At 74.4% G+C, this 22,803-nt stretch carries 23 protein-coding genes, 4 tRNA genes and 1 riboswitch; of the genes, 11 read left to right on the forward strand and 16 right to left on the reverse strand.

Features of this window, described 5'->3' with window-relative positions; translation table 11 throughout:
* The 3 genes from EBO36_RS10950 to EBO36_RS10960 all read right to left on the reverse strand — a co-directional run bounded on the left by EBO36_RS10950 (position 1) and on the right by EBO36_RS10960 (position 3,933).
* Positions 1-573, reverse strand: coding sequence for a single-stranded DNA-binding protein (locus EBO36_RS10950; RefSeq protein WP_122824649.1), 573 nt, complete (start codon positions 571-573; stop codon positions 1-3).
* 241 nt (positions 574-814) lie between these two features.
* Positions 815-2,326, reverse strand: coding sequence for a GTPase (locus tag EBO36_RS10955; RefSeq protein WP_122824650.1), 1,512 nt, complete (start codon positions 2,324-2,326; stop codon positions 815-817).
* Entirely contained in the window at positions 2,323-3,933 is a 1,611-nt protein-coding gene (locus tag EBO36_RS10960) for a GTPase domain-containing protein (RefSeq protein WP_122824651.1), read from the reverse strand. Before EBO36_RS10960 ends, EBO36_RS10955 begins: the two co-directional genes overlap by 4 nt.
* Before the next feature lie 126 nt (positions 3,934-4,059).
* Between EBO36_RS10960 and EBO36_RS10965 the strand changes: the two genes are divergently transcribed.
* Positions 4,060-4,132, forward strand: a tRNA-Arg gene (locus tag EBO36_RS10965).
* 45 nt (positions 4,133-4,177) lie between these two features.
* Here the strand turns inward: EBO36_RS10965 and gap are convergent.
* The 5 genes from gap to EBO36_RS10990 all read right to left on the reverse strand — a co-directional run bounded on the left by gap (position 4,178) and on the right by EBO36_RS10990 (position 9,002).
* Positions 4,178-5,173, reverse strand: a complete 996-nt coding sequence (gene gap / locus EBO36_RS10970; RefSeq protein ID WP_122824652.1) for a type I glyceraldehyde-3-phosphate dehydrogenase — start codon at positions 5,171-5,173, stop codon at positions 4,178-4,180.
* A 9-nt stretch (positions 5,174-5,182) separates the two neighbouring features.
* A complete protein-coding gene (locus tag EBO36_RS10975) occupies positions 5,183-5,770 on the reverse strand; it encodes a TetR/AcrR family transcriptional regulator (protein ID WP_122824653.1) in 588 nt (195 codons plus the stop codon).
* Positions 5,771-5,887: 117 nt separating this feature from the next.
* On the reverse strand, positions 5,888-6,457 hold the full coding sequence (locus EBO36_RS10980) for a GNAT family N-acetyltransferase (protein ID WP_122824654.1): 570 nt from the start codon (positions 6,455-6,457) through the stop codon (positions 5,888-5,890).
* A 102-nt stretch (positions 6,458-6,559) separates the two neighbouring features.
* Complete coding sequence (locus tag EBO36_RS10985; protein ID WP_122825626.1) at positions 6,560-8,542, reverse strand: amidase family protein; 1,983 nt, start codon at positions 8,540-8,542, stop codon at positions 6,560-6,562.
* Positions 8,543-8,627: 85 nt separating this feature from the next.
* Positions 8,628-9,002 carry a hypothetical protein gene (locus EBO36_RS10990; protein WP_127571216.1) on the reverse strand — a complete coding sequence of 125 codons (375 nt, stop codon included), beginning with the start codon at positions 9,000-9,002 and terminating at the stop codon, positions 8,628-8,630.
* Between the two features lie 188 nt (positions 9,003-9,190).
* Between EBO36_RS10990 and orn the strand changes: the two genes are divergently transcribed.
* The 4 genes from orn (at position 9,191) to EBO36_RS11005 (ending at position 11,343) form a co-directional block, all read left to right on the forward strand.
* Positions 9,191-9,841, forward strand: coding sequence for an oligoribonuclease (gene orn / locus EBO36_RS10995; protein WP_244925421.1), 651 nt, complete (start codon positions 9,191-9,193; stop codon positions 9,839-9,841).
* Between the two features lie 60 nt (positions 9,842-9,901).
* Positions 9,902-9,974: transfer RNA gene (locus EBO36_RS11000), tRNA-His, on the forward strand.
* Positions 9,975-10,222: 248 nt separating this feature from the next.
* Positions 10,223-10,360 (forward strand): hypothetical protein, encoded by a 138-nt coding sequence (locus EBO36_RS15355; RefSeq protein WP_164471445.1) that lies wholly within the window; start codon positions 10,223-10,225, stop codon positions 10,358-10,360.
* Positions 10,357-11,343, forward strand: a complete 987-nt coding sequence (locus EBO36_RS11005; protein ID WP_122824657.1) for a serine hydrolase domain-containing protein — start codon at positions 10,357-10,359, stop codon at positions 11,341-11,343. The genes EBO36_RS15355 and EBO36_RS11005 overlap by 4 nt, the downstream gene beginning before the upstream one ends.
* Positions 11,344-11,443: 100 nt before the next feature.
* On the opposite strand, the gene EBO36_RS15360 is transcribed toward EBO36_RS11005, so the two are convergent.
* The 4 genes from EBO36_RS15360 to EBO36_RS11020 form a co-directional block, all read right to left on the reverse strand.
* Positions 11,444-11,593, reverse strand: a complete 150-nt coding sequence (locus EBO36_RS15360; protein WP_164471446.1) for a hypothetical protein — start codon at positions 11,591-11,593, stop codon at positions 11,444-11,446.
* Positions 11,594-11,683: 90 nt separating this feature from the next.
* Positions 11,684-11,908, reverse strand: coding sequence for a sulfurtransferase TusA family protein (locus EBO36_RS11010; RefSeq protein WP_122824658.1), 225 nt, complete (start codon positions 11,906-11,908; stop codon positions 11,684-11,686).
* A 13-nt stretch (positions 11,909-11,921) separates the two neighbouring features.
* Positions 11,922-12,989, reverse strand: a complete 1,068-nt coding sequence (locus EBO36_RS11015; protein ID WP_122824659.1) for a YeeE/YedE family protein — start codon at positions 12,987-12,989, stop codon at positions 11,922-11,924.
* A 384-nt stretch (positions 12,990-13,373) separates the two neighbouring features.
* Positions 13,374-13,485, reverse strand: a riboswitch (SAM riboswitch).
* Positions 13,486-13,628: 143 nt separating this feature from the next.
* Complete coding sequence (locus EBO36_RS11020; protein WP_122824660.1) at positions 13,629-14,543, reverse strand: ATP-grasp domain-containing protein; 915 nt, start codon at positions 14,541-14,543, stop codon at positions 13,629-13,631.
* Positions 14,544-14,691: 148 nt separating this feature from the next.
* On the opposite strand from EBO36_RS11020, the gene EBO36_RS11025 reads away from it, so the two are divergent.
* Together EBO36_RS11025 and EBO36_RS11030 are read left to right on the forward strand one after the other, a co-directional pair.
* Positions 14,692-15,711, forward strand: coding sequence for a glycine betaine ABC transporter substrate-binding protein (locus EBO36_RS11025; protein WP_122824661.1), 1,020 nt, complete (start codon positions 14,692-14,694; stop codon positions 15,709-15,711).
* 115 nt (positions 15,712-15,826) lie between these two features.
* A tRNA-Lys gene (locus tag EBO36_RS11030) sits at positions 15,827-15,902 on the forward strand.
* A 97-nt stretch (positions 15,903-15,999) separates the two neighbouring features.
* On the opposite strand, the gene EBO36_RS11035 is transcribed toward EBO36_RS11030, so the two are convergent.
* The gene (locus tag EBO36_RS11035) at positions 16,000-16,710 is read right to left on the reverse strand and encodes a DUF998 domain-containing protein (RefSeq protein ID WP_122824662.1); all 711 of its coding nucleotides are present in this window, start codon (positions 16,708-16,710) and stop codon (positions 16,000-16,002) included.
* Between the two features lie 133 nt (positions 16,711-16,843).
* On the opposite strand from EBO36_RS11035, the gene bcp reads away from it, so the two are divergent.
* From bcp to EBO36_RS11055, 4 genes are all read left to right on the forward strand, one after another.
* The gene (gene bcp / locus EBO36_RS11040; RefSeq protein WP_122824663.1) at positions 16,844-17,320 is read left to right on the forward strand and encodes a thioredoxin-dependent thiol peroxidase; all 477 of its coding nucleotides are present in this window, start codon (positions 16,844-16,846) and stop codon (positions 17,318-17,320) included.
* A 28-nt stretch (positions 17,321-17,348) separates the two neighbouring features.
* Positions 17,349-17,430 (forward strand) — tRNA-Leu (locus EBO36_RS11045).
* 82 nt (positions 17,431-17,512) lie between these two features.
* On the forward strand, positions 17,513-18,049 hold the full coding sequence (locus EBO36_RS11050; RefSeq protein ID WP_122824664.1) for an NUDIX hydrolase family protein: 537 nt from the start codon (positions 17,513-17,515) through the stop codon (positions 18,047-18,049).
* Positions 18,046-18,423: a DUF3054 domain-containing protein gene (locus EBO36_RS11055; protein WP_122825627.1), complete on the forward strand. Its 378-nt coding sequence runs from the start codon at positions 18,046-18,048 to the stop codon at positions 18,421-18,423. Before EBO36_RS11050 ends, EBO36_RS11055 begins: the two co-directional genes overlap by 4 nt.
* A gap of 208 nt (positions 18,424-18,631) precedes the next feature.
* On the opposite strand, the gene rdgB is transcribed toward EBO36_RS11055, so the two are convergent.
* From rdgB to EBO36_RS11070, 3 genes are read right to left on the reverse strand one after another with little or no spacing between them, the layout of a single operon-like run.
* Positions 18,632-19,267, reverse strand: a complete 636-nt coding sequence (gene rdgB / locus EBO36_RS11060; protein ID WP_244925273.1) for an RdgB/HAM1 family non-canonical purine NTP pyrophosphatase — start codon at positions 19,265-19,267, stop codon at positions 18,632-18,634.
* A 17-nt stretch (positions 19,268-19,284) separates the two neighbouring features.
* Positions 19,285-20,046 carry a ribonuclease PH gene (gene rph / locus EBO36_RS11065; RefSeq protein ID WP_122824666.1) on the reverse strand — a complete coding sequence of 254 codons (762 nt, stop codon included), beginning with the start codon at positions 20,044-20,046 and terminating at the stop codon, positions 19,285-19,287.
* A 20-nt stretch (positions 20,047-20,066) separates the two neighbouring features.
* A complete protein-coding gene (locus EBO36_RS11070; protein WP_122824667.1) occupies positions 20,067-22,754 on the reverse strand; it encodes a phosphoenolpyruvate carboxylase in 2,688 nt (895 codons plus the stop codon).
* Between the last annotated feature and the right edge of the window lie 49 nt (positions 22,755-22,803).

Here is a 22,803-nt window from a genome sequence, read left to right on the forward strand (position 1 = left end):
TCACGACCCGCCGACCTCCGCGAGGACCTCCTCGGCCGGGTCGTCCGGCTGCGGCTCGAACGCGCCGTCGGCCGGGTCGTCGGGGAGCCCGGACGCGCCGGGGGCGGCCGCGTCCTCGCCCGCGGTGCCGGGCAGGTCCCACGGCGTCGGCGCGAGCTGGGCCGCGTCGGTCGTGCGGGGCGCCGGCGGCTCCCCGCCGATCCGGGCCCCGCGGACCACCCGGGTGAACGAGGCGGTCCCGGTGTTGAGCTCGACCCCGACGGAGTCGGCGGTGATCGTCGGCGAGCTGCGGTCCTGCCCGTCGTCGGTGGTCCAGGTCTCCACGGTGAGCGTGCCCCGCACGATGACCGGCGTCCCCTTGTCGAGGGACCGGCTCACGTTGTCGGCGAAGTCGTTCCAGACCTTGACCGTGTACCAGTCCGTCGAACCGTCCCGCCATCCCTCCGTGGCGTCGCGCACGCGCGGCGTCGTCCCCAGGCGGAACCGCGCGAGCCGGTTCCCACGGGGGGTGACGAACACGAGGGGCGGGCCCCCGACGAACCCGCGGACGGTCACCTGCGTCTCGTTCGGCATCGCGTACTCCTTCGCTCCGGGCCGGCCCGGTGCCGGCCTCGGAGCACACGCTGCCGCCCCGTCCCGACGCCGTGCAGCGCCCCGCGCGCACTCTGTGGACGCCCCGGCGCCGCGCGCCCCTGTGCAGGAGACGTCGAGCCGCTCAGCGCGGCGGCGACCGCGCCGGCACACGCGCAGGCGGCCGCGTCGACGGGCAGAGCCCCGCCGTGCGGCGACCAGCCGGCCGCGACCAGCCGTGCGGCTACTTGCCCCGTAGCGACTCGGACAGCCGGCGCTGGCGCGCGAGCACGGCCTCGGTGGGCTCGACGAGCCGCGACCGGACGACGTCGCGGACGCGCGCGTCGGCGTCCGCGCGGTAGGCGGTGGAGAGCCGGTCGGCCGCCGTCCGGCGGGCGGCCCGGGCACCGACGACGAGAGCCCCGCCGACCAGGAGCCCGGCAATGCCCCCGATGGCCAGGGCCGCCGTCGGCACGTCCGACGCCGTGACGGCCCCGACGGCGAGGACCGCGAGCGCGACCAGGCCGAGGAGGGCGAGGGCCAGCCCGAGCCAGTGGGCCACCGTGGTGCTCGTGCGGCGCACGGGCGGCAGGTCGACGGCGCCGATCGCCTCGGTGACGGCGGCGGCCAACGACTCGGACGGGGCCAGCGCGCGGTCCACCGCCGAGCGCCACCGGCTGGGCAGGCCGGCCGTGGCGGCGTCGAGCCACCGCGCGCGCACCGCGGCGACGGTCGCCGGAGCGGGCGGCTGCGGCTCGGCGAGCGCGCCTCCCCCGACCCGGGCGGCGGCGGTCCGGATGGACGCCTCGACCGTCGGCACGCCCCCGGCGCGGGCGAGATCGTCGGCGGCGCCGTCCGGGACCTCGGCAGCCGCCACCGGTGTCGTCCCGCCGGCCGCGGGGGCCAGCCGGGCCGCGACGGCGTCGAGCTCCGCGTCGGCGGTACGCGCAGACACCGAGGGCCGCGCGACGGCGAGGGCGAGGGCGGCACGGACCTCGCGGGTGCCCTCGCCGGTGAGGGCGGACGTGGCGAGGACGTCGACGTCGGCGAGGCCGTCCGCGGCGAGCAGCGAGCGCACCCCGGTGACGACGGGACCGACGGCGTGCGAGGGGATGGTGTCGACCTGGTTGACGAGCACGAGCATGGAGTCCTGCCGGTTGGCCAGCGCCCGCAGGTACCGCTCGTGCAGGACGTTGTCGGCGTACTTCTGCGGGTCGACCACCCACACGAGGACGTCGACGAGCGGCAGGAGCCGGTCGACCTGCTCGGAGTGCGCCTCGGCCACGGAGTCGTGGTCGGGCATGTCGAGGAGGACGAGCCCCTCGAGGGCGCGCTGGCGCTCCGCGTCGAGCACGGTCTCGCGGACGATGCGCCGGTGCTCGGCGACGGCGAGGAAGTCGAGGAGCTCGTCGGCCGCTCCGCCCCACACGCAGGCCGCCGCGCGGTCCGTCGTGGGACGGATGGCCCCGACGTCGGCGAACCCGAGCCCGGAGATCGCGTTGAAGAGCGACGACTTGCCCGAGCCGGTGCCGCCGACCAGCGCGACGACGGTGCGGTCGACGCCGATGGCCAGGCGCGCCTCGACGCGGCGCAGGTCGGCGCGGGCGCGCTCGGCGAGCGCCGGGTCGATCTCGCTGCCGGCCACGTCGATCCCCGCCTCGAGCTCGGCGAGGCGGTGCCGCAGCAGCCCGCCCTCCCCCGACTCGGCGCGGGCAGGCTCGGCGGTCGCCACGTCCACCTCGGGTGCGCTGGTCATCGGTGGCCCTTCAGCTCGCTCGCGCGCAGGCGCATGGCAGGTCCGGCGGCCGCCTGGAGGTCGAGGCTGTCCAGGCGGGTGAGGAAGGGGTCCCGCTCCGCCTCGATCACCGCCGTCGCCTCCTCGAGCAGTGCCTCGGCAGACGCCTCGACGGCGGCCTCCCCCGGCGTGCCGAGGAGCGCGCGGACCGCTCGCGCGGCTCCGCTCGACCCGGCGGCCGCGGCCTGGACGAGGGCGAGGACACCGTCCTCGTCGAGCGCGGCGCCGTGGGGCGCGGCGACCGGGGCGAGCGCGGTCGCGGTGCCCCGGGTCCACGCATCGAGCGCGGCCTCGACCCGGGCGCGGCGTGCGGCGTCCGCGTCCCCCGGGACCTCGAGGGCCGACGCCCCGCCGTCGACCCAGGCGCGCCGCACGGCGGCGTGCGCCTCGAGCGCGGCGTCGGTGAGGAGGGCGAGGAGGGCGGCGCGGACGTCGGCGGCGACCGCCGCGGCAGCCGCGGAGCGCGCGCGCAGGCCGCCCGACCGCCACCCGCGGCGCAGCCGGGACACGTCGCCGAGCAGGCCGGCGAGCGGCCCGCCCGTGCTCGCCAGGGACAGCCACCGGGTGGTCGGGGCGCCCTGGGCCGCCAAGCCGCCGGCGATGCGCGCCGCGACGGCCTCGGCCGGGCCGGCCGCTGCCCGCACGCAGGCCTTGCGGAGCGCAGCGGCCGCGCTGGCCTGGGCGCTGACGCCGTCAGCGAGGCGCAGCAGGTCCTCCCGCAGGCTGCCCCACGCGCCCTGGGTGGTGCGCCGGACCACGCCGCGCGCGGTGTTCCGCCCGCCGAGCAGGGCGAGCCAGTCACGCAGGGGGCCGACGACGCCGTCGGGCAGCAGGCCCTCGTGCGGGCCGACGTCGTCGACGACGAACAGCGGCGCGCCGCCGAGCCCGAGGGCGTCAAGGCGCCGCAGGAGGTCGGCGCGGACCTCGCGGAGCACCCGGGCCGGCACGCGGTTGAGGACGATCGCCACGGAGACGCCGCGGGCCTGCGCCTGGAGGAGGACGCGCCACGGCACGGCGTCGCCGTAACGGGCCGCCGTGGTGACGAAGACCCACAGGTCCGCGGTCTCGATGAGGAGGTCGGCGAGGGCCCGGTTGTCGTCATGGACGGAGTCGAAGTCCGGCGCGTCGAGGAGCGCGAGTCCCGCCGGGACGCCGTCGGTCTCGACGAGCCGGGCGAGCTCGGTCAGCGGGTGCCCGGCGAACAGCGGGGCGTCGGCGGCACGCACCGCGAGGACCGGGGTGCGGGTGGTAGGTCGCAGGACACCGGCCGGGGAGACCTCGCCCCCGACGGTGCTGTTGACGAGCGTGGACTTGCCGGCGCCCGTCGAGCCTCCGACGACGACCACTGCAGGCGCCGCCGCGAAGCGCAGCCGCGGGAGGAGGTGCGCGCTGATCTGCGTCCGCACCCGTGCCTGCAGGGTCCGCAGGTGGTCGAGGTCCGGCAGGTCGAGGGGGAAGTGCGCGGCCTCGACGTCGGCCTCGAGGTCCGTGACGACGTCCAGGAGCGGCGAGCGCACGCCCGTCTGCTCACGGCCCGGGAGGCGCACGGGTACCAGCGGGACGCTCACGCCCCCAGGGTGCCGTGTCGGGCCCGTGGAACCAAGTGAGCGCGCCGTCGCCGGGGTGAACGGTTCACCCCCGCAGTGCCCCGCGGTGCCACAATGGCGGTGGCGCCGGCCAAGGCCGCGCGCCACGCCCCCGTAGCTCAATGGATAGAGCAACGGCCTTCTAATCCGTAGGTTGCAGGTTCGAGTCCTGCCGGGGGCGCCGACGGCGTCCCGAGGTCGGCCCGGCAACCTTCGGCTGCGCCGGTTATGCGGCGATGCGCTGGGACAGCTCCACGAGCCGGTTCGCGAAGCCCCACTCGTTGTCGTACCAGGCGAAGACCTTGACCTGATCGCCGATGGCCTGGGTCAGGGGCGCATCGAAGATCGCCGAGTGCGGGTTGCCGACGATGTCGGCCGACACGATGGGCGCTTCCGAGTAGGCGAGGTACGGCGACAGCTCGGGCGCGTCCGCAGCGGCACGGAAGGCCGCATTCACCTCCTCGACGGACGCCGGCCGGGTGAGCGCGACCGTGAGGTCGGTGATGGAGCCGACCGGGACGGGCACCCGCAGGGCGAGGCCGGTGAGCTTCCCGTCGAGCTCGGGGATGATGCGCCCGATCGTGCGGGCGGCGCCCGAGGACGTGGGGATGGTCGACAACGCCGCGGCTCGGGCGCGCCGCAGGTCGCGGTGCGGGGCGTCGTGGAGGCGCTGGTCGCTGGTGTAGGCGTGGATCGTCGTCATGAGACCGGACTCGATGCCGAACGCCTCATGGAGCACCTTCGCCATCGGGGCGAGGCAGTTGGTGGTGCAGGAGCCGTTCGAGAACACGTCCTCCGTTGCGACGATCGCGTCGTCGTTGACCCCCAGCACCACCGACGGGACGTCACCGGACGCCGGCGCGGAGATGATGACCTTGCGCGCTCCCGCCGCCAGGTGCCGTCGGGCGCTGGCCGCGTCCGTGAAGCGGCCGGTGGACTCGACGACGACGTCGACGCCGTCCTCGCCCCACGGGATGTCCGCCGGCTCGCGCTGGGCGGTGACCCGGATGCGGGCACCGTCGACGACGATCGCCTCCCCGTCGACGTGCACGCCGTCGAGGTGTCCCGCCACCGAGTCCCACTCGAGGAGCGAGGCGAGGGTCGCGGCGTCGGCGATGTCGTTGACGGCGACGACCTCGACGTCGGCACTGCTGCGCAGGGCGGCTCGCAGGTAGGCGCGGCCGATGCGGCCGAAGCCGTTGATTCCGATCCGGGTGGTCATGGCGGTCTCCTAGTCGGGTGGGTCACTCGTCCTCGCCGCAGCGTGCGCCGCGTCGAGCAGGGACAGGGCGCCACGGACGGCCGCGTCCATCGGTTCCTGGCTGCCCTTCGCCCGGGCGAGCACGTAGCCGCCCTGGAGGACCGCCGACAGCGTCCGGGCCAGGTCGGCCGGGACGGTGCTCGCCGGCAGCTCACCGGCGGTCACCGCCTCGGCGATCGCCCGCTCCCAGCGGGCCAGCATCGCGTCGAAGGCGCCGGCGACGACCGCGAGGAGCTCGGGGTCGGCCACCACCTGGGGGTCCTGCGTCATCCGACCCACGCGGCACCCGCGCGTCCCCGCGCGGGGGATGGCGAGGTAGCGCTTCATCCGCTCCAGCGGGGACCCGTCGCCGTCGAGCGGCGAGGACGCCGCCGCCATCTCCTCGGCGACCGCCGAGAACGCCTCGACGGCGAGGTCGTGCTTCCCGCCGAAGTGGTGGTACATGCTCCCCTGGCCCACCCCGGCGCGTGCCATCACGTCGCGGGGGCTCGTGGCGGCGTAGCCGCGCTCCCACAGCAGCTCTGCCATCGCCGCGGTCAGCTGGTCCCGTGCGCTCATGCGGCGACTGTACCAACTAGTATGTACGGCGCCTAGAGGGCGCGGGCACCCGTGTGACGCCACCGCAGGCGAGCGCGGAGCCGTCGCACATCGACGGGTTCGCCGCGGGCAGCCGCGTCAGGGAACGTCGGACGCGAGAGCCCCGAATACGACGGTGTCCGTCCACTCGCCCTTGCTCCACCAGTCCTGGCGCAGGTGCGCCTCCCGGAGCATGCCCGCCCGGGCCGCGAGCGCCGCCGACGCGGTGTTGCGGGCATCCATCCGGGCGACCACCCGGTGCGCGGCGCAGGAGCGGAACGCGAGGCGGAGGACGTGGCGGACCGCCTCCGTCGCCAGGCCGCGCCCCCCGTGCTCGGGGTCGAGCACCCAGCCGATCTCGGCGACGCGGTGCTCCCGGTCGGTGAACCACAGGAGGACCTCACCGACCGGCTCCGACTCGTGCTCGATGACGAGGACCAACCCGCCCGCCTCGCCGTCGAGATCGTTCCTCGCAAGGCGCTGCGCGGCGTGCCGCTCCGCGTCCTCGGCGCTCCACGGCTCGTCGAGCAGGTACCGGGCGACGTCGGGCCGGGAGTAGATCCGGCGCAGCCAGGCGACGTCGCCCGGCTGGTGCAGCCGCAGCGTGAGCCGCTCCGTGACGACGGGAAACACCGGTCGGCCCTGGGCCGCCGGCGATGGCGTGGGCATGCCGTCACCGTAGCGCCGGGGCGGCCGGGGCCGGCGACTACGCGCCGTGGAGGCGCGCCGCTGGGGCCGGCCGCGCACCCGCGGCCGGCCCCAGCGCCTCACTCAGCTGTCGGCGAGTGCCCGACGGCGGACAGCCACGAGGAATGCGCCACCCGCCGCGAGCAGGAGCGTGCCGAGGCCGAGGTACTGCACCGGTCCCGTCGCACCCGTGCTGGGCAGGTCACGGCCCGGTCCCCAGGCACCGGGGCCCGAACCGCCGGAGCCACCCGAGCCACCCGAGCCACCCGAACCGCCGGGGGCGTCGTCGTCGCCCGCGTTACCGGTGCCCCCGCCCGGCGCGGCCGAGGGCGGCGTGGGCTCGGTGGTCGGGTCCGTCGTGGGGTCCGGGGTCGGCTCGGTGGTCGGGTCCGGCGTCGGCTCCGGGGTCGGCTCCGGCGTCGGCTCCGGCGTCGGCTCCGGGGTCGGCTCCGGCGTCGGGGTCTCGGCGTCGTCCTCGTCCGTGCAGTGCTCCGCGAACTCGGCGGGCGGGGTGAGCGCGGTGCAGCGGAAGAGGGTGGGGTTCACGGTCTCCGGCGGCAGCCATGCCTGGGTCGCCTGCTCGAAGTCGTAGGCCATCGCGAGCAGGCTCGCCTCCGTCCAGCGCGTGCCCAGGAAGACGATCCCGGCGGGCCGGCGGTTGGCCGCCTCGTAGCCGGCCGGCACGATGACGGACGGGTATCCCGCCCGGGCCCCCACGCCGGTCGTACCGGAGTTCGACACGATGGCGTCGAGGTCGTTCGCCTCGAGCACCGAGTCGATGGCGCCACGGGTCTCCGCGATGCCCTGGTCACGGGCGATCTGGTAGGCCGCCAGCTGCGCCGGGTCGGCGAGGTCGACGGCCTCCGACTCCACGAGCAACGTCTGGCCGAACTTCAGGGCGTCCGCGGCGTGGGCGTTGTTGAACTCGATGATGTCGGTGAGGCTGTCCATCGGGGCAGACTCGGGCAGCCGCGCGAGGTAGGCGTTGAGGTCCCGCTCGAACTCCGGCACGAGGATGCCGGGCGCACTGGTCCCGCCCACCGTGACGGGGACGAGCGTGGCGCCCTGCTCCGCCAGCTCGGCGAGGGCCGCCTGGTACACGGCGTTGTCGTTGGCGACGTAGCCGAGCCGGGCTCCCCGGAGTGCGGTGTCGGACAGCGCAGCGCGGTAGTCGAAGCCCGCGGCGGGGTTCTCGGCCGTGATCGGGTCCTCCGGGTCGACGGCGGTCATGGCCGTGAGGAGCGCGGCGGCGTCGTCCACGGTGCGAGTCATCGGGCCCGCGGTGTCCTGGCTGGCCGAGATGGGGATGATCCCCGTCCGGCTCACCAGCCCGACGGTGGGCTTGATCCCCACGAGGGAGTTGGCGCGGGCCGGGCTGAGGATGGAACCGGACGTCTCGGTGCCGATCGTCAGCGTGGCCAGCCCCGCGGCGGCGGCGACGCCGCTGCCGGCGCTCGAACCGCTCGGGGTCTGGCTCGCGTCGTAGGGGTTGAGCACCTGCCCGCCGAGCGAGCTGTACCCGCTGGGCATCCCGCTCGTCATGAAGTTGGCGAACTCCGTGAGGTTGGTCTTGCCGAGGATGACGGCGCCGGCCTCCCGGAGCTGGGTGACGACGGGGGCGTCGGACGCCGGGTAGGAGTTGGCCAGCGCGACGGAGCCGGCCGTCGTCGGCATCCCGGCGACGTCGATGTTGTCCTTGACGAGGACCGGCACGCCGTGGAGGGGTCCGCGCGTGGTGCCGGCCGCACGTTCGGCGTCCAGGGCGGCCGCCTCACGCAGTGCCGCCGGGTTGACCGAGCGCACCGCGTTGAGAGCGGGGCCGTTGATGCTCAGCGCCTCGATACGGGCGAGGTACGCCTCCGTCAGCTCGACGGAGGTGAAGGCGCCGGAGGCCAGCCCCGTCTCGACGTCGGCGACACCGGCGGTCGCGAGGTCGAGCGGGAAGGGCTCGTCGGCGGCGACGAGAGCCGATGCGGGCGAGGCGAGGAGCGCCGCGGCCAGCGTGCCGGCGGCCAGGCATGCGCCCCAGCGCCGACGGGCGGGACGGGCGGAGGAGGTGGCGTTCATGGGTTCCTTCGGTCGGCGCGGAGCGCCGGGAGGGCGGCGCGGCACCATCTGAGCAGCCGCCCATGTCGCCACCATGTCCTCGCCGTTACGGAGACGTGACGCTCGCCATGCTCCCGGAGACGCGGTCGTGGCGCCTGCGCCCCACCCTTGGTGCGTAGCCGTCGTCCTCGGCCGGGCGTGCAGGGCCGTGCGCGCCTTCGAGGTCGGCGTGCGCGGGCTCGGTCGTGGTCGTGGTAGTCGTGGTGATCGTCGTCGTCGTAGTCGTCGTCGTGGACGCTGCCGGGCGGTGCGCGCAGGCGATGCCGGCCTGCCAGGCACTCAGGCACTCGGCAGCGATGACCCACTGCGTCCGATCGGCGTTGGCCTCGGCGTGGAGCGCGCCGGAGGCGATGGCGCGGTAGACGTCCAGCGTGTGGGCGCCCACCCGCCGTGCCGCCTCCCGCAGTGTCATCCCGCCCATGATCAGAAGCGTAGGGCTGCGCATCATCTGTAGAACACACACGCTTGACGTTTGTAGCCGAAAGTCTGGCCGGACGCCCGGTGCCCCCGTCCGCGCACTCGCCATCGGCCGCCGGAGCGCGGGGCGCCTAGGCTGGGGAGGTGACCGCACGCCCCCCGAAGGACCCCATCGTCTGGATCGACTGCGAGATGACCGGGCTCGACCTGGCCTCCGACGCCCTCGTCGAGGTCGCCGTCGTCATCACCGACTCCGAGCTCAACCCCGTGGACGGCGGCCTCGACCTCGTCATCGCCCCGCCCCCGGGCGCGGTGGAACGGATGGGCGACGTCGTCCGCGAGATGCACACGACGTCCGGACTCATCAACGAGCTCGCCGACGGCCTGCCCATGGCGACCGCCCAGGAGCAGGTGCTCGAGTACGTGCGCCGCTGGGTGCCGGACGAGCGCCGCGCGCCCCTCGCCGGCAACTCCGTCGGCACCGACCGCGCGTTCCTCGAGCGGGACATGCCCGCCCTGGTCAGCCACCTCCACTACCGGATCATCGACGTCTCCTCGATCAAGGAGCTCGCCCGCCGGTGGTACCCCCGCGCCTACTTCCACTCCCCCGCGAAGAACGGCGGGCACCGGGCGCTGGCGGACATCCTCGAGAGCATCGACGAGCTCCGCTACTACCGCGCCGCGCTGTTCCCCCAGGGCGACGGCCCCGACTCCCCGACCGTCAAGGCGGCCGCCGACGCCGTCGCGGCACAGCCGACCGCGGCCGCCGTCGCGCGCCTCACGGCACCGGCCGGCACCGGTGAGGCGAAGGCCACTGCGGCGGCGGACCCGACCGCGTCCTGACACGCTCCGGGAACCGGCTACACTTGGCGACTGCTACGCCGGTGCGCCCGGCAGGCGATGGTGGGTATAGCTCAGTCGGTAGAGCGCCTGGTTGTGGTCCAGGAGGTCGCGGGTTCAAGCCCCGTTACTCACCCCGATGCGGCGAGGTGTGACCCGAGCCAGAGGAACCACTCTGGTCGGGTTCGCACCTCGCCGTTTTTCTTGCCCTCGGCGGCAGGTCAGGGCGTTGCCCGGCACCCGCGGATCGCACGGGCGCCGGTTCCCGTCGTCACGGCGCCGGCCGCTCTCCGCGACGCGCGCGAGCAGGCCGAGCGGCGACATCGAGGATGGCGCCGTCAATGTTGATTGACCCCACTGGCCTACGTCAACTACGGTTGACAAGTGGAGTTCACGCACCTGAGCGAGGCCATGAGCGCGATCGCCGACGAGGACCCGCTCACGGGGTTGGGTGAGGTTGCCCAGCGGCGCAGCGAGCTGGAACGAGTCGCCGGTCGTGGCCTGCTCGGCGGTCGAGGATGACCCCCCTGGATCCCGGGGACGAGCACCTCGCCTCGCGCACCGGCGAGCTCTTGGGATCCCGGCACCCGGTCTTCGCCGTCGCGACCGTGAGCGGGTCCGCCGTGAGCGTCGCCAGCCGCGGCGCCGGTGTTGACGCGGACTTCGAGATCGCCTCGATCTCCAAGGGACTCACCGGCCTGCTGTACGCGGACGCGTGCGATCGCCACGAGATCTCACCGGAGTCCACTCTCGGCGACCTGTTGCCGCTGGGCGACGTCCCCGCAGCCGGAGTGACCCTGGGCTCGCTCAGCACCCATCGGTCCGGCCTGCCCAGCGTGCCGCGGTCGGCACAGCCCCTGCGCCGGACGATCGCCCTGTGGCGGCACGGGTCCAACCCGTACGGGGAGAGCCGGGAGGAGCTGTTGGCTCATGCCCGCGGCGTCCGGCTCGGCTCACCCCGCACCCGTTACTCCAACGTCGGCTTCGCGCTGCTCGGTCACGCCATCGCCGGCGCAGCCGGAATGGCCTTCGTCGACGTCGTCCGATCTCGACTGACCAGGCCGCTCGGGCTGGAGCACCTCTACCTGCCGGCGACGGTCGATGAGCTGCGGCCGGCCGCCGTCACCGGACGAAGCCGGCGGGGTGCGGCGCGCGAGCCGTGGACGGGAGAGGCATGGGCGCCGGCAGGGGGCGTGCGGGCGTCCATCCTGGACATGGCCCGGCTGACGGCGGCGCTGCTCGACACCTCCACGCCAGGGGTTGCCGCCCTCGACCCGGTCGCTCCGCTCGGCAGCAGGACGCAGATCGGAGCGGGTTGGGTCGTGACGGAGGTCGACGGCCGCACGATCACCTGGCACAACGGCGGATCTGGCGGCTTTCGCTCCTGGCTCGGCGTCGACCGTGCCGCGGGAACCGGGGTGGTCATCCTCTCGGCCACGGCCGCATCGGTCGACCGGCCTGGGTTCGCTCTCCTGGCCGAGATCACGCGAGCGAAGGTGCCATGAGCCGGGTGGTCCGGGAGCAACTGACAGGCCCCCGGTCCCGCGGCGGGTGCCGCGGGCCGGGGGCCGTGGTCGTCGTCAGCGCCCTTGGGCGCCATGCGTCCTAGCGGCCGCGGTTCTTCCGGCGCTGGCTGAGCTTGCCGACCAGCTCCTTGGCCTTGCGCTGGTTCTCCGGCTTGGCGGCCTCGCGGCGCACGATCTGCATCGCCTTGACAGCGATGCCCCCTCGGACGGCCTTCCTCAGGAACCCCATGGGGACCCTCCTCTCCGTGCAGTCCGCACCGCGGTGGTGCGTCGATCCTGTGACGCTACGAGAGCGCCTCGCCGCCCGCCACCGGTGCGCTCACGCCTTCTGCACCGTGATGGTCCAGCTGGCGTCGCCCAGCCGGTCGAAGTGCGTCACGGGGTAGCCGTTCTGGGCCGCCCACCGCGGGATCGCGTCGGTCGCCTGGGTGCAGTCGAAGTTGATGGTGAGGTGGTCGCCGTCGTCCAGTCCGGCGATGGCCTGCTTGGCCTCGACGAGCGGGAACGGGCAGACCTGGCCGTTGGTCTCCAGGGTGATGGGCATGGTGCGCTCCTTCTCAGACGCCCGCGAGGACGGGTGCGGGGGTGGACCCGGCGGCCGCGCTGGAGCGGTGCCGGAGGATGAACAGGTGGGTGGCCACGCCGGTGCCGAGGACCATGAAGGCGAAGGACAGCCACCCCTGGTAGGAGAACTGGGCGGTGTTGACCATGGCGTTGCCGATGGTGCAGCCACCCGCGAGCGAGGCCCCGACCCCCATGAGGGCACCGCCGCTGACCGACCGCACCACGGTGGTCGCGTCCGGCACGCGGAGCCGGAACTCACCGCTCGCCTTGGCGGCGATGAAGGCGCCGACGAGGATGCCGAGGACGAGGAAGACGCCCCAGTCGACGAGCGCGACGTCGCCGGTGACGAGGAAGCTCACGAGGTTCGCCGACGGGGTGGTGACCCCCAGGCCGGCGTTCCGCCCGCTGGCCGCGCTGAGCGGCCAGGCCACGATGGCGATGAGGCCGATGAGCACCGCGGTGGCGAACGCGTGCCACGGCTTCTCCAGGAGCAGGTGCGCCAGGCCGGTGCGACGCGGCGGGAGGGTGGCGATCCGCAGCCTGGGCTCGGCGGCCAGGTGCCGGGCCGCGAGGGCGCCGACGCCGACCACGAGCGCGCCGACGAGCCACCACGGGGAGATGCCGAGGCTGTCGTGGATCGTCGTGACGGGGACGGTCTGCGCGCGGGCGGCGGCGGTGAGCTCGGCGAAGACCCCGTACTTCATCATCGCGGAGAAGCCCGCGTAGAACAGCAGGGCGAACCAGCTGCCGATGAGGCCCTCGCCCGAGCGGTAGAAGGTGCCGGTGGCGCAGCCGCCGGCCAGGACGATGGCGAAGCCGAAGATGAAACCGCCGACGACGGTCGCGGCGAGGGCCAGCTCGCCGGTGGCGAGCTCGATGACGCCCAGGGACTGCAGGGCGAACAGGCCCACGCTCTGGACGGCGATGACGATGAGGAAGGCGGTCATCCAGCGGGTCTGACGTCCGATCCAGACGTCACGGAAAGCGCCGGTGACGCAGAAGCGTCCGCGCTGGAGGGCGAAGCCGAGGGCGGCGCCCACGACGAGTCCGGTGAGGACCATGGTGTGTGTTCCTTCGGTGAGCGACGGCGTCGTCCACGGCAGGCGCGTGGCGACGTACCGGCCAAGCCCGACGGCGGCCTCCCGCTCCGAGCGGCGGGGACGTGCCGTGGGCGTGCCGGCAGAGCGTGCCGGCGTCCGGTCTCGTGACGGGGCGACCCGTCAGGGGTGCCCGGCGTCAGCGGACGGTGGTGCCGGCAGGATCACGCTGCGCCGAAGCAGCGGAGTGTGGCGCACGGAACCGGTGCGCCGGCCGGGGTCGGGACCTGCCAGAGGTGGCGAGAGGTCAGCGCCGACACTCGCACGTACACATGCACGCGGCCATGAGGGAGGAGGCGGTCGTCGCGCGCGGAGCAGCAGAGTTGATCTGCATGGTGGTCCTCCCGTGGCTATCGCTTGCGGGAGCCCAGTGGCTCACCGCCTGGTCGTCACCCGGAGCACCCCACCGACCGGGGGGTTGCTGCCTGGCAAGCCGGGGCTGACACCAGGACTCATGACCGTGCCTGGACGATAGGGGCGGCGCTCGTCGCCGGTCCACCGGGGTCCGGGATGTGAGAAAGGCCCGCGGCGCCGTCGGCGGGGCGGCGTCGTCGGCGGGGCGGCGTCGTCGGCGGGGCGGCGTCGTTCAGCGGCGCCCGAGGATCACCAGAACACCCGTGCGGCGATCGCGTCGGCGAAGTTGTCCAGGGCGCCCGGCGCCGTGCCGAGGTAGAGGGAGGCGTCGACGAGCGAGACCTCCATGACCGTCGGCAGCCCCCCGTCGCCCTCGACGACGTCGACGCGGTTGAAGAGCAGCTGCGCGTCCCGCCCCATGCGGTCCTTCATGTAGCTGTGCACCGCCGCGCGGACCACCTCACCGAGGCGAAGCTCCTCCGGCGTGGGCTGGCGCGCGTGCGCCACCTCCCGCGGGGCGTTCTCACCGCTCTCGCGCGGGCCGTGGAGCATCGCCTCCTTCTCCACGGCGTGGGAGAGGATGCCGTTCATGTAGATGAGCGCCGTCTCGCCCCGCACGTCGACGGAGTCGAGGTAGCGCTGGACCATCACCGACCGGCCCTCGCTGAGGAGCGCGTACGCGTGCTGGATCGCCTTCATCCGCGAGGAGGCGTCGACGGCCGTGTAGCGGCCGGTGTCCCGCGCTCCGGCGGAGACCGCCGGCTTGACGACGAAGTCGCCCTGGGAGGGGAACCGGGTGTGCACCTGGTGCTTGGTCAACCCGCGCTCCGGCTCCAACCACACGGTCCCGATCGTCGGCATCCCGCGCTGGGCCAGCTCGAGGAGGTAGTGCTTGTCCGTGTTCCAGGTGAGCACGTCGGCGTTGTTGAGGAGCTTGCGCATCGACCCCGCCCAGTTGAGGAAGTCGGCACGGCGCGTGGCGTAGTTGTGCACGGACCGCACGATGACGATGCCCGCGTCGTCCCAGTCCATCGAGTCGTCGTCCCACGCCGCGACGCTCGGGTCGATGCCACGTTCGGCGAGAGCGTCGGGCAGCCCCTGCTCGTCGTCGTCGAGGCGGCCGGTCTCGGTGCAGGTGGCAAGCGTCACGCGTGGTTTCGGCACGGAGCCAACTTAGCCGAGGCGCCGCTCCCGACGCGCCGCACCGCCCCGTGGCGCCCGGAGCTGCACTTGCCGGACCCTGCGCCGCAGGGTGGAATGGCCACGTCGCCGCGCCGGAACGGCGGCGGCAACCGGGCAGGAACGAGGATCCATGCGCGCAGGAATGGTGACGGTCGCGGCCGTGGTCCTCGTCCTCCTGGCGGGCTGCGCCGCCCAGGACGCGGGGGCCGGCGAGACCACCCGCCCGCCCAGCACCGGCGCGGCCGGCCCGGCGGACGGCTGCCAGCCGGTTGCCGGTGACGCCATCGTCGTCCTCGAGGACGACCTCCAGGTCTGGCCCGCGCAGAACGTCGTCCCCGCCATCTACCCCTTCGCCGTCGAGGCGCCACTCGTGGCCGCGCTCGACGCCGCCTCCGCCTCGCTCGACACCCAGACGCTGGCCGCACTCAACCGGTCGGTCGACGTCGACGGGCTGGCTCCAGGGGACGTCGGCGCGGCGTACGTCGCCGACGCCCGGATCCCGGTGACGGACACGGGTGGCTCCGGTCCCGTCGTCGTCGGTGCCGGCGGCACGTCGGAGTCCGCGGTCCTCGCTCACATCTACGCCGGTGTCCTCGCCCAGGCGGGGTACGAGCCCGAGGTGCGGGTGGTCGGCGAGCGCGAGATCGCCGTCCCGGCGCTCACCACCGGGGAGATCACCGTCGTGCCCGAGTACACCGGCGCACTGCAGGCGTACCTGCAGTCGGTCCCCGACCCCGACGCCCCCGGGAGCAGCCCCGCCGCGACCGAACCGACCGGGGAGCCCGTGGCGAGCACGCCCGAGGCGCTGAGCGGCCTGGGCGAGCGCGTGGGCCTGGCGTTCGGCACCCCCTCCCCCGCCCGGCGTGACCTCGCCATCGCCGTGACGACGACGTTCGCCGAGGAGCACGGCGTCTCCACCCTCAGCGACCTCGCCGAGGCATGCCGCGGGGGCGTCATCCTCGGCGGGCCGCCGACCCTGGCCGACCGCGCGGTCGAGCTGCCCGAGCTCGAGGAGGCCTACGGCCTCACGGTCTCGCGGTACACCTCCCTCGACGACGGCGGTCCGCTGACGAAGTCCGCCCTCAAGTCCGGGCAGGTGGCGCTGGGCCTCGTCTACACCACCGACGCCGCCCTCGCCCCGACCGGCTGACCTCGCCCGCAGCCTCCGCCCGGGCGGGCGGGGCGGCCCGGAGTGATCACGCTCACGCCCGACCGGCTCGCCCCGACCTCCACGACGGTGGTAACGTTCCTGACTGTTCGCCAACGCGCCATTAGCTCAATTGGCAGAGCAGCTGACTCTTAATCAGCGGGTTCGGGGTTCGAGTCCCTGATGGCGCACCACCACCGCAGGCCAGCAGTCCCACCCGGGCTGCTGGCCTGTGGCATGTCCGGACCGGCTCCCCCGGGCTCCCCGCGCCGGGCTCCCCGGCCCGCTCGGTCAGCCGCGTGACGCCCGTGCCCGGCGCAGGAGCACGAGGGCGACGACCGGCAGCCACAGGTAGCTGGGCCAGAACCCCAGCCGCTCCCACACGCCCCCCAGCTCGGGGCTCGTCGCGGTGACGAGGAAGACGACCGATCCGGCGAGAGACGCGAGGCCCACGACGGCGGTCGCGGTCCCCAGCCCCGGGGCCATCCGACGCAGGCACCCCGCGAGGAGCAGCAGGGCGATCGGCATGGCGAAGAGCGAGGGGAGCGCCGCCACGGAGTGCAGGTCGAGGTCGCGGTCCACCGGCACGAAGCCCGTGGCCACGCTGCTGAGGCCGGCGACCACCCAGGCCACCGTCGAGGCGGCGGCCAGCCGCGGTCGCGGGAGGAACCGCCGCAGCAGCACGGCTCCGACGGCGAGCAGGAGGCCGAAGACGATGAAGCTCCCGTTGACCAGGGCGTGCAGCGGCGAGCAGACCTCCACGGCGCCGTAGGGGTAGTCGATGCTCGTGCAGGTCGTCGCGCCGAGGTCGCTGATGGTCTGGTCGAGCAGGCTGTAAGGGGCGCTCGAGCGCGCCGCGGCGACCAGCTCAGCCACCACGTAAAGCGGCTGTACGAGCCAGGCCGACGCCCCGAGGACGAGCGCCAGCCGGTGGCCGTCGTCGGCCCCCCGTGGAGAGGCCTTCGTCGAGGGGACCTGACCACCTGTCCGCGCGGGAGCCATGCGCCTTCCTACCACTGAGCCACCGACGCGCGGACGCGATTGACGGGTTGGGATTCACGAGCCCGATGGCGCACCATGAAGCCCCGCCCGGCCCGCCGGGCAGGCCCTCGTCCATCCCCCTTGAGGAGGCACCGTGCCCACGCTCTCCGCCGGCGACACCGCCCCGGACTTCACCCTGCCGACCGCCGACGGCGGCACGGTCAGCCTCGCCGAGCTGCGCACCGGCGCGACCTCCGGCGTCGTCGTGTACTTCTACCCGGCTGCGGGCACGCCCGGGTGCACCACGCAGGCCTGCGACTTCCGCGACAGCCTCGCCGGCCTCCAGGCGAGCGGCTACGCCGTCGTCGGCGTCTCCCCCGACCCGCAGCCCGCGCTCGCGCGCTTCGCCGAGAAGGAGGGGCTGACGTTCCCGCTCGCCTCCGACCCCGAGCACGAGGTCGCCGAGGCCTACGGCGCGTGGGGCGAGAAGAAGAACTACGGGCGCACCTACACCGGCATCATCCGCTCCACGGTCGTCGTCGACCCGGCCGGCACCGTGACGCTGGCGCAGCACAACGTCAAGGCGACGGGCCACGTGGCCAGGCTTCGTCGCGAGCTCGGGATCGACTAGCGTCGAGCACGGCCGGTCTCCCGGCCACGCGCGAGTGGCGTAATTGGCAGCCGCGCCAGGTTTAGGTCCTGGTGTCCTCGGACGTGCGGGTTCGAGTCCCGCCTCGCGCACGACCCCCGGGCGGTGCCCCCGCCCGGCAGCGATGCGAAGGAGGCGTGCCGTGGCACTGCGCAGGACGGGAGGGGTGCGGGCATGAGCGGCCTCGCCTCGGACGACATCACCCCTTGGCTCCCGCCCGAGGAGCTCGCGCTCGTGCGGTCCAAGGTGCCGATGATCTACGTCGACATCGTCCCCGTCCGGGTCGACGCCGTCGGCCTCGTCGAGCAGGTCGGGCTCCTCCTGCGCAACCCCCGTGAGGGCGGCATCCTGCGCTCCCTGGTCTCCGGCCGCGTGCTCTACCGCGAGCGCGTGCGTGAGGCGATCGTGCGCCACCTCGAGAAGGACCTGGGGCTGCTCTGCCTGCCCCAGCTGCCGGTGGCGCCGCAGCCCTTCACCATCGCCGAGTACTTCCCCACCCCGGGCGCCGGGTTCCACGACCCCCGCCAGCACGCCGTCTCCCTCGGCTACGTCATCCCCGTCGACGGCGAGTGCGAGCCCCAGCAGGACGCGCTCGACCTCACGTGGTTCACCCCCGCCGAGGCGACCGACCCGGCGCTGCTCGCCGAGATGGTCGACGGGCACGACGTGCTCCTGCGCCAGGCGATGGCCCACGTCGGGCGGCTGTGGTGACCGCGCCCGCCGAGGCCAAGCGTCGCGCCGGCGTCCGTCCCGCCGTCGCCGCGGCACTGGACGCGGCGTCGATCCTCGCGTTCGCCGTCGTCGGCCAGGTCTCGCACGGCGGAGTGGACGCCGACGTGCTCCTCGTCGCCGCCCCGTTCCTCGCGGCGGGCGCGCTCGGCCACCTCCTGGTCCGGCGCGGGCGGGACCGCGTGTGGCCGGGCGGCGTCGCCGTCTGGCTCGTCACGTGGGCGGGCGGCATGGCCGTGCGGGCGCTGCTCAACGACGGCGTGGCCGGGGCGTTCGTCCTCGTGGGGCTGGGCGCCCTGGGCGTCCTCATGCTCGGCTGGCGCGCCGTCGCCGGCCTCGCGCGGCGCCGCGGCTGAGCGCAGGCCACTAGCACGACCGTGCGGCCGGCTCGCGCGCGTGGCTGGCGCCCCAGCGCCGCTGCCCCCGGCGCCGCTGCTCACCGCCGCGCGTCACGGGCGCGGCCGGGCGGGAGAGAGGCACGACCGGGCGGCAGAGAGGCACGCAGGCGCACAGCCGTGCTGCGCCGCGCCGCAGCCGGTGCCCGCGCAGTCCGTCCGAGGCGCGTCAGCGCGCGAGGAGCTCCGCGATCCTGGGGGCCAGCGCCCGCAGCGCCTGGCCGCGGTGGCTGCGCGCGTTCTTCTCCTCCGCGCTGAGCTCGGCGGCCGAGCGCGTCTCGCCGTCCGGCTGGAGGATCGGGTCGTACCCGAAGCCGCCGGCCCCGCGCGGGGCGTGCAGGAGCGTGCCGGGCATGGTGCCGGTCTCGACGACCTCCTCCCCCGACGGCAGCACGAGGGCCGCGGCGCAGGCGAAGTGCGCGCCGCGGTGGGGATCCGGCACCTCGGCGAGCTGCGCGAGCAGGAGCTCGAGGTTGGCACGGTCGTCGCCGTGACGCCCCGCCCAGCGCGCCGAGAAGATCCCCGGTGCGCCGCCGAGGACGTCGACGCACAGCCCGGAGTCGTCGGCGACCGCGGGCAGGCCGGTGGCGGCGACGAGGGCGCGGGCCTTGATGAGCGCGTTCTCGGCGAAGGTCACGCCGTCCTCGACCGGCGCCGGTGCGCCGACGTCGGCCGCCGAGACGACGTCGCGCTCCCGCAGGCCGGGGACGAGCGGGGCAAGGATCGCCCGCAGCTCGCCGACCTTGTGCGCGTTGTGGGTGGCGAGCACGAGCCGAGCGCCACCGGGCACCGAGTGACCGGGCACGGCACCGCCCGGCGCGCTCACGGCCGCGCCCGCAGCGGCTCGGCGAGCGCGGCCCGCTGGAGCTCGGTGAGGCGGGCAGTGCCGAGCACCGCGAGGTCGAGGAGCTCGTCGAGCTCGCTGCGCTGGAAGGGCTTGCCCTCGGCGGTGCCCTGGACCTCGACGAACCCGCCGCTGCCGGTGACGACGACGTTCATGTCCGTCTCCGCGTTGACGTCCTCGACGTAGGGCAGGTCGAGGACCGGCCGTCCGCCGACGATGCCGACGCTGACCGCCGCCACCGAGTCGGTGAGCACGGGGCGGCCCGTGGCGATGGCGCCCTGCGCCTGGCCCCAGGCGACGGCGTCGGCCAGCGCGACGTACGCGCCGGTGATGGCGGCCGTGCGGGTCCCGCCGTCGGCCTGGAGGACGTCGCAGTCGAGGACGATGGTGTTCTCCCCGAGGGCCGAGACGTCGATGACGGCACGCAGGGACCGCCCGATGAGCCGGGAGATCTCGTGCGTGCGCCCACCGATGCGGCCCTTGACCGACTCCCGGTCGCTGCGCGTGTTCGTCGACCGCGGCAGCATGGCGTACTCGGCCGTCACCCAGCCCTGGCCCGAGCCCTTGCGCCACCGCGGCACGCCGGCGGTGAACGACGCCACGCAGAGCACCCGGGTGCTCCCGAACTCCACGAGCACGCTGCCCTCGGCGTGGTCGAGCCACCCTCGGGTCAGGCGCACCTCCCGCAGCTCGTCCGAGGCGCGGCCGTCCGCGCGGGGGGTGGTGAGGTTGGAAGTCATCCAGCCAGGTTAGGCGATCATCACCCGGTGTTCTGCAGCCCGGCCGCGATCCCGTTGACCGAGAGCAGGAGCAGGCGGCGCAGCTCCTCGATCTTCTCCGGGCTCAGCTCGGCCCCGCCGGTGCTGCTGCGCAGCCCGCGCAGGGCCCGCAGCTGCAGCAGGGACAGGGCATCGACGTAGGGGTTGCGAAGCTGGACGGCCCGGCCGAGCACCCGGCGGCCCTCGAGGAGCTGCGCGTGCTCGGTGATGTCGAGCACCCACTGCTGGGTGAGCTCGAGCTCGGACATCACGAGCGTGGCGAGGTCGTCCCGGTCGCCGAGGTCGAGGTAGCGCTGGGCGATGCGGTGGTCGGTCTTGGCCAACGACATCTCGACGTTGTCGATGAGCGTGTTGAACAGGGGCCACTCGCGATAGGCGGCACGCAGGAGGTCGAGGTCGCCGACGGCGGCCAGCGCCGAGCCCAGCCCGAACCAGCCCGTGAGGTTGATCCGTGCCTGGGTCCAGGCGAACACCCACGGGATCGCCCGCAGGTCCTCCAGCGACTCCACCGACAGGCCGCGGCGGGCCGGGCGGGAGCCGAGCGCGAGCAGGCCGATCTCCTCCTGCGGCGTGACCTGCGCGAACCACGGCGCGAATCCCTCGGCGTGGACGAGCTCGAAGAACCGCGCCCGGGAGACCTCGTCGAGCCGCGCCGCGAGGTCGGCGTAGCGCGCGGCCGTCTCGGCGTTGCGCCGCTCCGTCGACGGCGCCGAGGCGAGCAGCGTCGCCGCCGCCACCTGGTCGATGTGCCGCTCGGCGATGGCCTTGTTGCCGTACCGGGCGGCGATGACCTCGCCCTGCTCGGTGAGCTTGAACCGGCCGTCGACCGAGTGCGGGGGCTGGGCGAGGACCGCGCGGTTCGCGGGGCCGCCACCACGGCCCAGGGCGCCGCCGCGGCCGTGGAAGAGCGTGAGCTGGATGCCGTGACGGCGGGCCCACTCGGCGATCTCCTCCTGCGCGACGTAGAGCGCGAGGGTCGCCGAGACGGGGCCGACGTCCTTGGCGGAGTCGGAGTAGCCGAGCATGACCTCGAGCCGGTTCCCGGTGGCCTCGAGGCGGGCGCGCACCGGCTCGAGCGCGATCATCTCCTCGAGGACGGTGGGCGCGGCCTGGAGGTCGTCGAACGTCTCGAACAGCGGGATGACGTCGAGGACCGGCGCCTGCTCCGCGGAGCCGAGGGCGTGGGCGGCCAACCGGTACACCGCGGCGATGTCGTCGCTGCCGCGGGTGAAGCTGACGATGTAGCGCCGGCACGCGTCGACGCCGTGGCGCTTCTGGACCGCGGAGATCGAGCGGAAGACGTCGAGCACCTCCTCGGGCGCCACGCTGGGCTCGGGCACCGACGCGGGGTCCTCGATCCAGGCGAGCGTCTGGGCGTGCACCTTGGCGTGCTGGCGCACCTCGAGCTCGGTGAGGTGGAAGCCGAAGGACTCCACCTGCCAGATGAAGTTCTGGAGGTCCCCGTGCGCCTTGCGCAGCGCACCCGCGGACCGGAGGGACTCCTGGACCACGTGCAGGTCGGCGAGCAGCTCCGCGGCGCCGGCGTAGGCGAGGTCGGCGTTGCGCTGGCGCGTCGCCCCGATGCGGGCGGCGATGACGAGCATCACCTGGCGGTGCGGCTCGCGCGGCGCCTCGGCGGCGATGGTGCAGGTCAGCTCGTCGGACAGCTGGCGCTGCCGGGCCCACAGGGCGAGCAGCTCCTCCGACGGCGGCGTGGTGCCCTCGTCGAGCGTCATGGCCAGCCCGATGCGGGTGCCCTCGCGCTCGAGCGCGCCGAGGATGTGGTCCGAGGCGATCGTCGCTGCCTTGCGCGTCGTCGCCGCGGTGACGTTGGGGTTGCCGTCACGGTCGGCGCCGATCCAGCTGCCGAGCCGGACGAACGCCTGGGCGCGGGGGCGGGCGCGCCCGCGGTCCTCCCCGTTGAGCCAGTCGTCGGTCTGGCGGTAGACCTGCGGGAGGATCTGGAAGAGCGTCTCCTCGAAGATGCTCATGGCCGTGCGGACCTCGTCGATGGGCGACGGCTTGGTGCGGCGCAGGTGCGCGGTCCGCCACATCGTGTCGATCTCGGAGAGGAGCCGACGGCGGATCTCCAGGCGGCCCCGCGCGCCGAGCCGGGGGTCGTCGTTGGCGGCGACCAGGTCGGTGATGCGGCGGATCGTCCCGGAGATCGCCCGGCGACGGGCCTCCGTCGGGTGCGCGGTGAGCACGGGGTGGAACTCGAGCTCGGCCAGGCGGCGCCCGGCCTCCTCCTCGCCGATCTCCTCGGCGAGCTGGGCGTAGGCACCGGCGAGGGTGTCGGGGCCCTGCTTGCCCCCGGCCGGGGTGTCACGGGCGCGCAGCGCGCGGACCCGGTGGTACTCCTCGGCGAGGTTGACGAGGTGGAAGTAGCAGGTGAACGCCCGGGCCACCTGCTCGGCGCGGGTGGAGCTGAAGGAGTCCACGAGGGCCTCGGCCTCGTCGAGGGTCGCGTCCTCCCCGGCGAGGGCGGCGATCGCCAGCTCACGCAGCTGCTCGACGTCGGCCAGCAGCTCAGGGCCCCCGTCCTCGGCGATCACCTGCCCGAGGAGCGCGCCGAGGTTTCGGACGTCGGCGCGTAGCTCGTCCGGCATGAACGAGCGCGCGTCCCAGCGGGCGCGGGCGGCATCGACGGTCTCGGAATGCTCTGTCATACCTTGCAGGCTATCGACCCTGAGGGGGGAAGGTCGCCGTGGACCAGCG

Source organism: Georgenia faecalis (genome assembly GCF_003710105.1).
In the GTDB taxonomy this organism is placed as follows: Bacteria; Actinomycetota; Actinomycetes; order Actinomycetales; family Actinomycetaceae; genus Georgenia_A; species Georgenia_A faecalis.

Excerpts from the sequence above, each read along its gene's own strand:
- EBO36_RS10950 (WP_122824649.1), bottom strand. The coding sequence starts at position 573 with ATGCCGAACGAGACGCAGGTGACCGTCCGCGGGTTCGTCGGGGGCCCG.
- EBO36_RS10955 (WP_122824650.1), bottom strand. The coding sequence starts at position 2,326 with ATGACCAGCGCACCCGAGGTGGACGTGGCGACCGCCGAGCCTGCCCGC.
- gap (WP_122824652.1), bottom strand. The coding sequence starts at position 5,173 with ATGACCACCCGGATCGGAATCAACGGCTTCGGCCGCATCGGCCGCGCC.
- EBO36_RS10975 (WP_122824653.1), bottom strand. The coding sequence starts at position 5,770 with ATGAGCGCACGGGACCAGCTGACCGCGGCGATGGCAGAGCTGCTGTGG.
- EBO36_RS10980 (WP_122824654.1), bottom strand. The coding sequence starts at position 6,457 with ATGCCCACGCCATCGCCGGCGGCCCAGGGCCGACCGGTGTTTCCCGTC.
- EBO36_RS10985 (WP_122825626.1), bottom strand. The coding sequence starts at position 8,542 with ATGAACGCCACCTCCTCCGCCCGTCCCGCCCGTCGGCGCTGGGGCGCA.
- EBO36_RS10990 (WP_127571216.1), bottom strand. The coding sequence starts at position 9,002 with ATGGGCGGGATGACACTGCGGGAGGCGGCACGGCGGGTGGGCGCCCAC.
- orn (WP_244925421.1), top strand. The coding sequence starts at position 9,191 with ATGACCGGGCTCGACCTGGCCTCCGACGCCCTCGTCGAGGTCGCCGTC.
- EBO36_RS11005 (WP_122824657.1), top strand. The coding sequence starts at position 10,357 with ATGACCCCCCTGGATCCCGGGGACGAGCACCTCGCCTCGCGCACCGGC.
- EBO36_RS15360 (WP_164471446.1), bottom strand. The coding sequence starts at position 11,593 with ATGGGGTTCCTGAGGAAGGCCGTCCGAGGGGGCATCGCTGTCAAGGCG.
- EBO36_RS11010 (WP_122824658.1), bottom strand. The coding sequence starts at position 11,908 with ATGCCCATCACCCTGGAGACCAACGGCCAGGTCTGCCCGTTCCCGCTC.
- EBO36_RS11015 (WP_122824659.1), bottom strand. The coding sequence starts at position 12,989 with ATGGTCCTCACCGGACTCGTCGTGGGCGCCGCCCTCGGCTTCGCCCTC.
- EBO36_RS11025 (WP_122824661.1), top strand. The coding sequence starts at position 14,692 with ATGCGCGCAGGAATGGTGACGGTCGCGGCCGTGGTCCTCGTCCTCCTG.
- EBO36_RS11035 (WP_122824662.1), bottom strand. The coding sequence starts at position 16,710 with ATGGCTCCCGCGCGGACAGGTGGTCAGGTCCCCTCGACGAAGGCCTCT.
- EBO36_RS11050 (WP_122824664.1), top strand. The coding sequence starts at position 17,513 with ATGAGCGGCCTCGCCTCGGACGACATCACCCCTTGGCTCCCGCCCGAG.
- rph (WP_122824666.1), bottom strand. The coding sequence starts at position 20,046 with ATGACTTCCAACCTCACCACCCCCCGCGCGGACGGCCGCGCCTCGGAC.
- EBO36_RS11070 (WP_122824667.1), bottom strand. The coding sequence starts at position 22,754 with ATGACAGAGCATTCCGAGACCGTCGATGCCGCCCGCGCCCGCTGGGAC.